Below are 12156 nucleotides of genomic sequence, written 5' to 3'. Positions count from 1 at the left end.
AGGCCATGCGCATCCCCTGGCATCAAGGGGGAAAACCTGCTGGACAGTGCGCGAAGAGGGTCTCTGCGAGCCGCGAATGTGGCAGGGCTGTGCAAAGATAGGGCTTGTAAATGGTAAGGTCAACCAGACATAACAGATTGTTTTGCGAGGGCGCTTACAAAACTTGAAAAAAGGTCAGGGAAACGGGGGAAACCGGCCATTTTAGCGGCAGAAGATGACAGAAAAATGAAGCGGCGTACCGCGACGCCGCCTTAGGAATGAGGTTTGTCCTGCTGCGGTTTACCGTTAATCATCTCGCACAGCATACCGATCAGCATTAGTCGTACTTTAAAGGGTGAATGGCTAAACACGTTTAAGCACCTCTTGAATTCATTCATCTGCTCTCCTCCTGCCTGTTCACGCCGTCAATCCTTGATGGCTGTTTGCATTACATACAGATATAGCACAGGCTATATTTTATAGCTATGGCTAAAACGTTAATTTTTTGTGCTCTTGGCGCAATCCATTACAATGTGGATCTTTTTATATGATGCTTGACGCGTCACACGAATGAGGAAGCACAATGAACCGTCGCGCAGGTAAGCCAATAACAAAAAAAGTGACGCAGTTAGTAAATGTTGAAGAGCACGTTGAGGGTTTCCGTCAGGTGCGGGAAGCGCATCGCCGCGAGCTGATCGATGACTATGTGGAGCTGATCTCCGATCTGATCAACGAAGTGGGGGAGGCGCGCCAGGTGGATATGGCGGCGCGTCTTGGCGTTTCGCAGCCTACGGTCGCCAAAATGCTTAAACGCCTGGCCAGCGTGGGGCTAATCGAACAGATCCCCTGGCGCGGGATCTTCTTAACCCCGGAAGGGGAAAAGCTGGCCCAGGAAAGTCGCGAGCGCCACCAGATTGTGGAAAACTTTCTGCTGGCGATTGGCGTCAGTCCGGAGATTGCCCGCCGCGATGCGGAGGGAATGGAGCATCACGTGAGTGAAGAGACGCTGGCGATGTTCCTGAAATTTACCCAGAAACAGGGATCCCAGGAAGCATGACTCTTCCCTTCGTTCAGTCGCTGCTGCGCGACCGTTTTTTACACCTGCTGCTGATTATCGCCTGCGTGCTCAGCGCCATCGTGCCGTTTGTCCCGGCAAGCTGGCCGGCGGCCATTGACTGGCATACCATCATCACGCTCAGCGGCCTGATGCTGTTGACCAAGGGCATTGAACTGAGCGGCTACTTTGACGTGCTGGGACGGAAAATGGCTCGCCGCTTCGTGACTGAGCGCCAGCTGGCCATCTTTATGGTGCTGGCGGCGGCGCTCTTATCCACCTTCCTGACCAACGATGTCGCCTTGTTTATTGTGGTGCCGCTGACGCTGACGCTGAAAAAGTGGTGCGCGATCCCGGTTAACCGTCTGATTATCTTCGAAGCGCTGGCGGTCAACGCCGGGTCTCTGCTGACGCCGATCGGCAACCCGCAAAACATTTTGCTGTGGGGACGGTCCGGTCTCTCTTTCGTCGGGTTTATCGGCCAGATGCTACCCCTGGCGGCGGCAATGATGTTGACTCTGCTGGTGCTGTGCTGGTTCTGTTTCCCGGCAAACCGGCTCAGCTACCAGAGTAGCGATAAGGCGCCATCGTGGCAGCCTAAGCTGGTCTGGAGCTGTCTGGGATTGTATCTGGTGTTCCTGACCGCGCTGGAGATGAATCAGGCGCTGTGGGGTCTGGCGCTGGTGCTGCTGGGCTTCCTGATACTGGCCCGGGCGGTGATCGTCCATGTGGACTGGTCGCTGCTGCTGGTGTTTATGGTGATGTTTATCGATGTCCACCTGCTGACCCAGCTTCCGGCGCTGCATCATGTGCTGAGCGGCGTCGGGACGCTTTCCGGCGGCGGACTGTGGCTGACCGCCATCGGCCTGTCGCAGGTGATCAGTAATGTGCCCTCGACCATTCTGCTGCTCAACTATGTCCCGCCGTCGATACTGCTCGCCTGGGCGGTTAACGTGGGCGGCTTTGGCCTGCTGCCAGGATCGCTGGCCAATATCATCGCCCTGCGCATGGCCAGCGATCGGCGGATCTGGTGGCGCTTCCATCTTTACTCCATTCCTATGCTGCTGTGGGCGGCCATCAGCGGCTATTGGCTCTTCAAACTCTGCGCCTAATTTCTGCAGAATTGGGCAAGAAACTGACAGAAACACCCCATTCGCACGCCTCGACTCAGCGGTATAACTATACCGCTGACGTTAATCATCCTGTTGAGGAGAGTGCTATGCGATATCAAAAACTGGGCAATACCGGTCTGTTTGTCTCTGAGCTGTGCCTGGGCACCATGACCTTCGGCGGCGAAGAAGGGATGTGGGGCAAAATCGGCCAGCTGCGCCAGGCCGAAGCCGAGCAACTGGTCGGCAGCGCGCTGGACGCTGGGATCAACTTTATCGATACCGCCAACGTCTACTCGGAAGGGCGCTCTGAAGAGATTACCGGCCAGGCGCTGAAAAACCTGAAAATCCCGCGTGAAAACGTGGTGGTGGCGACCAAAGTGTTTGGCGAAACCGGCACCGCTGGCGTGAACTCTCGCGGCAGCTCACGGTACCACATCATGGGCAGCGTGAAAGAGAGCCTGCGCCGCCTGCAGCTCGATCATATCGATCTCTATCAATTGCACGGCTTCGATCCGGCGACGCCGATCGAAGAGACGCTGTCGGCCCTGGATACCCTGGTACAGCAGGGCCACGTGCGCTACATCGGTGTTTCTAACTGGGCGGCCTGGCAAATCGCCAAAGCGCTGGGCATAGCGGAACGCCTTGGACTCTCCCGGTTTGCTTCTCTGCAGGCCTACTACACTATCGCCGGGCGTGACCTGGAACGCGAGCTGGTGCCGATGCTGCAAAGTGAAGGCCTCGGCCTGATGGTCTGGAGCCCGCTGGCGGGCGGCCTGTTGAGCGGGAAATACCGCCGCGACGGCGAGGCGGAAGCGGGGGGGCGTCGCCTGGCGTTCGACTTTCCGCCGGTGGATAAAGCGCGCGCATTTGATTGCATCGACGTCATGCGGGTGATAGCTGAAGCAAAAGGGGTATCGGTGGCGCAGATTGCCCTGGCGTGGCTGCTGCATCAGCCGGCGGTGACCAGTGTCATTATTGGCGCCAAACGGGCCGAACAGTTGCAGGATAACATCGCTGCGACCGCTATTCGCCTGAGCGAAGATGAGTTGCGCCAGCTTGATGCGGTCAGCGCCCTGCCGCGCGAATATCCGGGCTGGATGCTGGAGCGCCAGGGGGAATATCGTCGTCATCAGCTTGACGCGCAGTAACGCCGTTTCCACTTACCTCTAAAGATCGCCGCTTGCGGCGATCTTTTTTGTTTGTCTGGCTCACAGAAAACGATCCGTCTTTTGCTTCCGCGGCGTATTTTTTGTATATGACTAGTCATGAATTTAAAATGACTAGTCATATACAGAGGCGAACCATGAAAGACACATTACCGGCCGATTTTTTATGGGGCAATTCGGTCTCCAGCATGCAGACCGAAGGGGCGTGGAATGAGGGAGGAAAGGGGATGTCGGTGTACGATATTCGTCAACCGTCAGAGTTCGCCTCGGACTGGAAGGTGGCGACTGACTCCTATCATCGCTTCCGCGAAGATTTCGATCTGATGCAGGATCTGGGCATGAACTGCTACCGCTTCCAGATCGCCTGGAGCCGGGTGTGTCCGGAGGGGGACGGCGAATTCAATGAAGAAGGGATCGCTTTCTACCATCAGTTTATCGATGAGCTTATTGCCCGTGGCATCGAGCCGATGATCTGCCTGTATCACTTTGACATGCCGCTGTCGCTGGCGGAGCGCTACAACGGTTTTACCGACCGCCGGGTCATGGACGCCTTTATCCGCTATGGCCAGAAGATGATCGACTGCTACGGCGATAAGGTGAAGTACTGGCTGACCTTCAATGAACAGAACCTCTACCATTCGCCGGAAGCCTTCCTGATCACCGGCTATCTGCGTGGCGATAAAACGTTGCGCGAACTCTACCAGATCCAGCACCACGTGATGATGGCGCATGTCCATCTGACCCACTATCTGCATCAGACGAAGCCGCAGTGCCTGATGGGCGGAATGCTGGCTCACGCGCTGGTCTATCCGGCTACCTGCAAACCACGCGATATTCTCTGCGCTCAGCAACTGGACGAGTTTTTAAACCAGAACCTGCTGCGCGTCTACGCGGGCGAGGGCTATAGCCCGGAGGTGATGCACTTTGTCGCCCGCGAAGGCTTTGACGATATTTATCGCGCCGAAGATATGGCGCTGATGGCAATGGTGAAGGTGGATTATCTGGCGTTCAGCTATTACGCCAGCCGCTCGCTCAATAGCGACGCGATCCCGCCGGGAACGGCGGTCAACAATTACATGCTATTCGGTAATCAGGATAACCCGTACCTGAAAGCGACGGAATGGAACTGGCAGATCGATCCGCTGGGATTTCGCATGATCATCACCCGTTATTACAATGACTGGCGGCTACCGGTGTTCCCGATTGAAAACGGCATCGGGGTGATCGAATCCTGGGACGGTGAACATCCGGTTGCCGATGATTACCGCATCGCCTACCATCGCGACCATATTAACGCCATGAAAGCGGCGATGTTTGAGGACGGCGCGCAGGTGATCGGCTATCTCGGCTGGGGATTAATCGATATTCTTAGCTCACAGGGCGATATGCGTAAGCGCTACGGCGTGGTGTACGTCAATCGTGAGAACCATGACCTCAAGGATCTACGGCGGGTGCCGAAGAAGAGCTATGCGTGGCTGAAGCAGGTGATCCACAGCAACGGCGAAGCGATGTAACGGCGTCCTGGCGGTCAGGTCAAGTATGCTGCCCGCCAGTCACGCACAGAATGTAAAAGGACCGGGAATGACGGCGAAGTATCTGCAAATTGCGCGGGAAATAAAAAAACGCATCATCAGCCAGCAGTATCCTGCCAGCGCACCGCTACCCGACCAGTTTGCGCTGGCGGCGGAGTTCAACACCAGCCGGATGACGATCCAGCAGGCGATGCGTCAGTTAATCGTCGAAGGGCTTATCTACACCCGCAAAGGGCAGGGCACCTTTGTGCGGAAAAATTTCCTCCAGCTGTCGCAGTGGGAACTGCCCGGCAGCGACTATTTTGGCGCCACCAAAACCTGGGAGCATCTTGGCGAGGTACAAAGCGAAGTGGTGCGCTTTGAGGTGCGTTTTCCCAGCGACAAGGAGCAGAGTTCGCTGCTGATTGACGCCGATGCCCCGGTGTATGACTTTGTCCGTCTGCGGCTGCTCAACGGTGAGCCGGTGTCGTTGGATCTGACGGTTATGCCGGTGGGACTGGTGCCGGGGCTCAATAAAAGCCATCTGGAAAGCTCGGTGTTTCGCTATGTGCAGGAGACGCTGGGGCTGAAGCTGATGGGATCTTACCGCGTGGTGCGGGCGATGAAGCCCGATGAACTGGATAAATTACATCTTCACTGCGACGCCACCGACCCGGTGCTGGAGGTTGAGCAGGTTATCTACCTCGAAGACGGTACGCCGCTGGAGTATGCCCACTGCCACTATCGCTACGATCACGGCGGGATTATTCTGGTGAATAACGGCTAGACCGGGGGGCCTGTTTGCGAGCGCTTAGCAGGGCCAGGGTGTTGTCAGGTTTGGTAGCCCGGGGAAATACAGATAAAAAAACGGCGGGCATCAGGCCCGCCGTTTTTCTTGTCATGCAGAACTTAGTTCAGACGCACCGGCATACCGGAGCGGTTCTGGATAGCCTGCTCAACCACGTTCTGATCGACATCAGATTGGCTGGTGATCGCCTGTACCGGCTGAGTCAGGGTGATTGGCACGATTTCGCCGCCCTGGAACTGCGCTTCGGTGGTTGACAGCGGGTTGTGAACCTCAATGTAACGGCTGCCGTCCGGCTCGGTGGTCGCTTTTACCGGCTCATCGATAAATTGTACGCGGGTGCCAACCGGCACGTTATCAAACAGGAACTTGATGTCATCGTTGCGCAGACGCACGCAGCCGTGGCTCACGCGCAGGCCAATACCAAAGTTAGCGTTGGTGCCGTGGATGGCGTACAGACGGCCGATATACAGCGCGTACAGGCCCATCGGGTTATCCGGACCGGCCGGTACGACGGCTGGCAGCGGGTTGCCGGCAGCGATGTATTCGGCATGCATCTTGGCGGTCGGCGTCCATGTCGGGCCGGCTTTCTTGCGTTCGACTTTGGTGGTCCAGTTAATCGGCGTGTCTTTACCTAACTGGCCGATACCGATCGGCAGGACGATCACGGTGTTGGTGCCTTTCGGATAGTAGTACAGACGCATCTCGGCGCTGTTAATCACGATGCCTTCGTGGACGGTGTCCGGCAGAATCAACTGCTGCGGGATGTTCAGGACGCTACCGCCTTTTGGCAGATAGGTGTCCACCCCCGGGTTGGCTTCCAGCATGTTGGACAGCCCCATCTGATATTTCGCCGCAAAGTATTCCAGCGGCTGCTTGTTATCATCAGGAATGGTGATGACCTGATTCTGACCAACCAAACGGCTGCCGTCGGTCGGCAAAGGATAGGTGACAGCAGACGCTGTATTGCAAAAGCCTACGAGGGCGAAGGCTGCCGCTAAGAGTGTAGATAATTTCATAGTCTTTAATGTCGTGTGCGAAATCAACGCCACACAGGCCTTTGTTAATGATTGAGACAGTAGATGGGAGCGCATTATATGTGCATTCCGCTGAACAGGTAAATCAGATGTGTACGAAATCACATTTTTTTCCCTGTCGTCTCGACTGTCGGGGCCTGGCGGACAATGCGACCGCCGCCTCCCACGCGGTTCACAGGGAGGTTATCCTTCCAGTAACCGGTCCTGCAGCGAAGCACGGGCCGGGGCGGTGAGCTGGTACTCTTCTGCCAGCCAGGCGTCGACGCTACCATAGCGCTGGTGGATGGCCGACAGCGCGGCGGCGAGATAGGACTCTTTCACCGTCAGAATATCCGCCAGACTCTGGCGTCCCTGGGGCGTCAGGTCGTTGCCGAGCATCTCCAGCATCCAGGCTTCCACCTGCGTCAGCATACCGTGGGTGAGCAGATACTCCTCCATGACCGTCTCGCTGTCGCATCCGACGGCAAACAGCGTTAGCGCGCAGCCGACGCCGGTGCGATCTTTGCCGACGGCGCAGTGTTGGAGCAACGCGCCTTCAAAAGGGGCCGTCAGCCAGGCAGTGAGCTGGCGATAGGCCGGATTGTTAAACGGCAGCTGGCGATAGAGTTGCAGCATAAACTGTTCACCGTTCAGCGCGTTAAGGGTGGCAGCATTCAGCTCGGTGACCTTCGCATTCACATCGCTGATTGGCGGATTGGCTGGCGCGTTCAAATAATGAGTGAGCGGGCTAAGCTTGTCAGGCGTGCGCTGCACCTCACCGGGGTCGCGATAGTCGAGCACCCGACTGAGCGGCAGCGTCGCCAGGTGGTTGAGATCGTCCGCCGTCAACTGGTTTAGCGCGCCGGAGCGTAGCAGCTTGCCACTGCGTACCGTGCGTCCGTCGGCGGCACGCTGGCCGCCCAGATCGCGAAAATTGATACCGCCCTGCAGGGATAAAAAGGCCGGGTGTCGCGGTAGGCTGGTGGTCATGGGGTTCCTCATAATGACGTACAGAATAACCGTTTGAGCCCTGGTCTGTGGCTCATCTGACAAAGACCTTAGCACAAGCGTCGCGGCGGAATTTACCGCAGGCCGTGAAAAGTGCGTCATTTACTGGCATAATGTCTGCTGTGTCACACCCCTCATTCTCTTTTTTCAGGATATCCCCGTGCTAGTATCCAGCAACGTTACCATGCAGTTTGGCAGTAAGCCGCTGTTCGAAAATATCTCCGTTAAATTTGGCGGCGGCAACCGTTATGGTCTGATCGGCGCCAACGGCAGCGGTAAATCGACCTTTATGAAGATCCTCGGCGGCGATCTCGAGCCGACGCTGGGCAACGTTTCTCTCGACCCGAACGAGCGTATCGGTAAGCTGCGCCAGGATCAGTTCGCCTTCGAAGCGTTCACCGTGCTGGATACGGTTATCATGGGCCACGGTGAGCTGTGGGAAGTGAAGCAAGAGCGCGATCGTATCTACGCCCTGCCGGAAATGAGCGAGGAAGACGGCTATAAAGTGGCCGATCTGGAAGTCAAATACGGCGAGATGGACGGCTACTCCGCCGAAGCGCGCGCCGGCGAACTGCTGCTCGGCGTCGGCATTCCGGTTGAACAGCATTACGGCCCGATGAGCGAAGTCGCGCCGGGCTGGAAGCTGCGTGTCCTGCTGGCGCAGGCGCTGTTTTCCAATCCGGATATCCTGCTGCTCGACGAACCGACGAACAACCTCGACATCGACACCATTCGCTGGCTGGAGCAGGTGCTGAACGAACGTGACAGCACCATGATCATCATTTCGCACGACCGTCACTTCCTGAACATGGTCTGCACCCACATGGCGGATCTCGATTACGGTGAGCTGCGCGTCTATCCGGGCAACTATGACGAGTATATGACCGCGGCGACCCAGGCACGCGAACGTCTGCTGGCGGACAACGCCAAGAAGAAAGCGCAGATCGCTGACCTGCAGTCCTTCGTTAGCCGCTTTAGCGCCAACGCCTCTAAATCGCGTCAGGCGACCTCTCGCGCCCGTCAGATTGATAAAATTAAGCTGGATGAAGTGAAAGCGTCCAGCCGTCAGAACCCGTTTATTCGCTTCGAGCAGGATAAGAAACTGTTCCGTAATGCGCTGGAAGTGGAAGCGCTGGCGAAAGGTTTTGATAACGGCCCACTGTTCAAAGGGGTGAATCTGCTGCTGGAGGTTGGCGAGAAGCTGGCGGTGCTGGGGACCAACGGCGTCGGTAAATCAACGATGCTGAAAACCCTGGTGGGCGAGCTGGAAGCAGACAACGGTACCGTTAAGTGGTCCGAAAACGCCCGTATCGGCTATTACGCGCAGGATCATGCCGAAGATTTCGAGAACGATCTGACGGTCTTTGACTGGATGAGCCAGTGGAAACAGGAAGGCGATGACGAGCAGGCAGTACGCAGCATCCTCGGTCGTCTGTTGTTTAGCCAGGACGATATCAAAAAGCCGGCGAAAGTCCTTTCTGGTGGTGAAAAAGGGCGCATGCTGTTTGGTAAGCTGATGATGCAGAAGCCAAACATCCTGGTAATGGACGAACCGACCAACCACCTGGATATGGAATCGATTGAATCGCTGAACATGGCGCTGGAGATGTATCAGGGCACCCTGATCTTCGTCTCTCACGACCGCGAGTTCGTGAGCTCGCTGGCGACCCGCGTCCTGGAGATCACCCCTGAACGCGTTATCGATTTCAGCGGCAACTACGAAGACTACCTGCGCAGCAAAGGTATCGAGTAATCCCTGTCCGTTACCCGGGTTGCGGCTACGCCTTACCCGGGCTACGCCTGGCATGTGATCTGTAGGCCCGCGCAAGCGTAGCGCCGCCGGGCAATAACCGCGGGTAAAGAGCCACTTTCGCGCCGGATGGCGGCTGCGCCTTATGCGGCCTACGGTCCGTGCCATTGTGAGCTTAAGAGCTCTATCTTGTACCCATGGTTACTGAAACTGTCCGTTACCCGGGCTACCAAACCGCACAGTGCTGTAGCCCCGGTAAGCGGTAGCGCCACCGGGGATTTTGAGGCCACCAGTTTGTAGCCCGGATTAGCGTAGCGCAATCCGGGAACATAATAAAATCCAGGCCGGGCAAGGCGTAAGCCGCCGCCCGGCATATCGCTTAGCGCCTCCACTCCGTTCCTTCGACGCCATTCACCAGCAGCTTACGCTTTTCTCCCGCCGGTAATGACAGCTTCAGCGCTTCCCACGCCGGGCGATAGTTGCCGCGAGCGTTGATATTCAGGTTTATGCTGTTGGCGCTGCAGGTCATTTCCCACTCCAGCCATAGCGCATCCCCCTCTTTATAGCCCCAGCTTTCGCCGTCGTCTTCAAACAGCAGACCGCGGGTTGAGCCGGTACCTTTCAGCGGGAACAACTGCAGTTCGCGACGATCGTCTTTTTGCGCATCGACATGGCTGATACGTTCACTGAGCGGCAGACCGGCGCCGGCGCGGACCAGCAGCGGCAGTTTTTCCAGCGGCGCGTCCAGCGTCACCCACTGGCCACCGGCGAACCACTGGTGGCTGTAAAAATCGTACCAGCCGTCCTGATTATCGGGCAGCCATAGCTGGCGCTGACGGGCGCCGGGCTCGACCACGCTGGCCACCAGCAGATCGCGACCCAGCAGGAAGTCATCGCACTCGGCGAAGGTCTGGGTATCGTGCTGGTGATCGAGGAAGGTCGGGCGCAGCATCGGTTCGTCATCGGCATGCGCCTGCCACAGCAGAGTGTACAGATAGGGCAGCAGGCGGTAGCGCAGTTCGATGGCTGAGCGGATCGCCGGGGTGATTTCCGGGTACATCCAGGCTTCATTGACCGTCTGGTCGTCATTCCACGAGTGAATGGTAAAGCGCGGATGCATCACGCCGTTTTGCACCCAGCGCACGAACAGCTCCGGCTCAGGTTTATCGCCGGAGAATCCGCCGACGTCGTGGCCGACGTTAAACAGCCCGGACAGGCTCATGCCTAATCCCATGCGGGTGTTATAGCGTAATGTATCCCAGTTGGTGCGGTTGTCGCCGCTCCAGGTCTGGACGTAGCGCTGCATCCCGGCGCAGCCGGAGCGGGAGATCAGATACGGGCGCTTTTGCGGCGCAAAGCGCTGCTGGGCTTCCATGGAGGCGCGCATCATCAGCAACGGCATCACCGGGCGAATATGTTTAATGGCGATTTCGCGGCCAAAGCCGTAGCAGCGCGCTTCGCCGTCCCACACCTCATACTCGTTATTATCGTTCCAGGTCGAATCGATACCCATCTCCAGTAGCTGGGTGGTCACGCCTTCCTGCCACCAGGCCACGGTGTGCGGGTTGGTGAAGTCGAGATGCGACCCTTCATCATCCCAGAAGCTGGAGCGCTCCGGCGCGTCGGTTTGCGAATCGCGAATAAAAAGACCGCGCTCCGCCACTTCGCCATAGCGCGGATGATCCTGCAGCAGGCAGGGTTTGATATTGGCGGCCAGCTTCAGCCCGGCATCATGGAACGACTGGCTCATCACTTTTGGCTGCGGCACTTTGTCGTAGTTCCAGTTAAAGACGTAGCGCTTGCCATTGATCGAGGTATAGCCGGAAGAGAGCTGGAACGAATCGCAGGGGATCGCATGCTGCTCGCACAGGCGGATGAAGTTCATTAGCTGATTTTGCGCATCCGGCGCATCGGTGTAGTGCATGGTGGAACCGCTGTAGCCGAGGCTCCATTTTGGCCCGAACAGGGTTTTACCGGTCAGACGGACGAAAGCTTTGGTCACATCCAGCACTTGTTTACCGGTAAACAGGTAATAATCGATGTCGCCGGCCTCCGCCTGCCAGCGGCGATAGGCGGTGTGGTAGTTGTCGATTTCATTACCCAGATCCAGCCAGCAGCTGCTCAGGTTGTCGTAAAACAGGCCGTAGCTGATATCGCTGCGCTGGGTGATGGTAAACGGAATATGTTTATACAGCGGGTCGGTGCTGACGGCGTTGTAGCCCATGGCATCGAGGTTACGCATTTCATAGCGCTTACCGTTGCGCTGCAGGTCGCCGGCCTTTTCGCCCAGGCCGTAGAAACGCTCATCTTTACGGCGGCTCAGATAATGGGCGACGCCATCCCCGTGAGCGTTTGCCAGATAGGCGCTGGTGGGACGGTCACTGGCGAGCGTCTGCCACTCACCGGCGTCGTCGCGATAGCTCCACTCCAGCCAAAGCGGCTGGTGGACGGTGACGCGCAGCTGGCGGGTGGCGATGGTCAGCGCGTTATCCTCTTCGATCATCTGCCAGGCCGGGAGACTAAAACCGCTGAGGTCATCCCGCGCACGGCCTTCCCACGGCACATCCTGCTGCGGGGCGATACTCCAGGTGCGATCCAGCGCCAGCTGGCCCTGGCGCTTCAGCAGGACGCGGAACAAATTCTCTTCCAGCACGTACAGGCACAGGGTGTGCTGGCCATCGACGGTCAGTTCAACGTGATGCTCCAGCTGTTGGTGCAAACTCCAGTGTTTCAACGTCTTCATATTTTACATCCA

Annotated in this window: 9 protein-coding genes and 1 pseudogene; 6 read left to right on the top strand and 4 right to left on the bottom strand. The window is 57.3% G+C overall.

The features are described from left to right. Positions 1 to 251 precede the first annotated feature (251 nt). Entirely contained in the window at positions 252 to 377 is a 126-nt protein-coding gene (gene mntS / locus CWM58_RS25320) for a manganase accumulation protein MntS (RefSeq protein WP_012968653.1), read from the bottom strand. Positions 378 to 562: 185 nt separating this feature from the next. Here mntS and mntR point away from each other — a divergent pair, with 185 nt between their 5' ends. From mntR to CWM58_RS25295, 5 genes are all read left to right on the top strand, one after another. After that, positions 563 to 1036: a manganese-binding transcriptional regulator MntR gene (mntR, locus tag CWM58_RS25315; RefSeq protein ID WP_008805779.1), complete on the top strand. Its 474-nt coding sequence runs from the start codon at positions 563 to 565 to the stop codon at positions 1034 to 1036. Then, positions 1033 to 2145, top strand: a complete 1113-nt coding sequence (locus tag CWM58_RS25310; protein WP_061155244.1) for an anion transporter — start codon at positions 1033 to 1035, stop codon at positions 2143 to 2145. The genes mntR and CWM58_RS25310 overlap by 4 nt, the downstream gene beginning before the upstream one ends. A 107-nt stretch (positions 2146 to 2252) precedes the next feature. Then, complete coding sequence (locus CWM58_RS25305; RefSeq protein WP_061155243.1) at positions 2253 to 3293, top strand: aldo/keto reductase; 1041 nt, start codon at positions 2253 to 2255, stop codon at positions 3291 to 3293. A gap of 155 nt (positions 3294 to 3448) precedes the next feature. Then, the gene (locus tag CWM58_RS25300; protein WP_100682081.1) at positions 3449 to 4825 is read left to right on the top strand and encodes a glycoside hydrolase family 1 protein; all 1377 of its coding nucleotides are present in this window, start codon (positions 3449 to 3451) and stop codon (positions 4823 to 4825) included. A 67-nt stretch (positions 4826 to 4892) separates the two neighbouring features. Next, positions 4893 to 5609, top strand: a complete 717-nt coding sequence (locus CWM58_RS25295) for a GntR family transcriptional regulator (protein ID WP_100682080.1) — start codon at positions 4893 to 4895, stop codon at positions 5607 to 5609. A 122-nt stretch (positions 5610 to 5731) separates the two neighbouring features. On the opposite strand, the gene ldtB is transcribed toward CWM58_RS25295, so the two are convergent. Further along, positions 5732 to 6646, bottom strand: coding sequence for a L,D-transpeptidase (ldtB, locus tag CWM58_RS25290; protein ID WP_100682079.1), 915 nt, complete (start codon positions 6644 to 6646; stop codon positions 5732 to 5734). 201 nt (positions 6647 to 6847) lie between these two features. Then, positions 6848 to 7763, bottom strand: a pseudogene (locus CWM58_RS25285) (tyrosine-protein phosphatase). A 48-nt stretch (positions 7764 to 7811) separates the two neighbouring features. On the opposite strand from CWM58_RS25285, the gene CWM58_RS25280 reads away from it, so the two are divergent. Beyond that, a complete protein-coding gene (locus tag CWM58_RS25280) occupies positions 7812 to 9404 on the top strand; it encodes an ABC-F family ATPase (protein WP_061155238.1) in 1593 nt (530 codons plus the stop codon). 376 nt (positions 9405 to 9780) lie between these two features. On the opposite strand, the gene CWM58_RS25270 is transcribed toward CWM58_RS25280, so the two are convergent. Further along, a complete protein-coding gene (locus tag CWM58_RS25270; RefSeq protein WP_100682077.1) occupies positions 9781 to 12144 on the bottom strand; it encodes a glycoside hydrolase family 31 protein in 2364 nt (787 codons plus the stop codon). Positions 12145 to 12156: the final 12 nt, after the last annotated feature.

The organism is Klebsiella sp. H-Nf2 (assembly GCF_002806645.1).
GTDB classification, from domain to species: domain Bacteria; phylum Pseudomonadota; class Gammaproteobacteria; order Enterobacterales; family Enterobacteriaceae; genus Klebsiella; species Klebsiella variicola.
The sequence above is the reverse complement of the archived record's forward strand: the minus strand, read 5'-3'. Positions and strand labels throughout refer to the sequence as shown.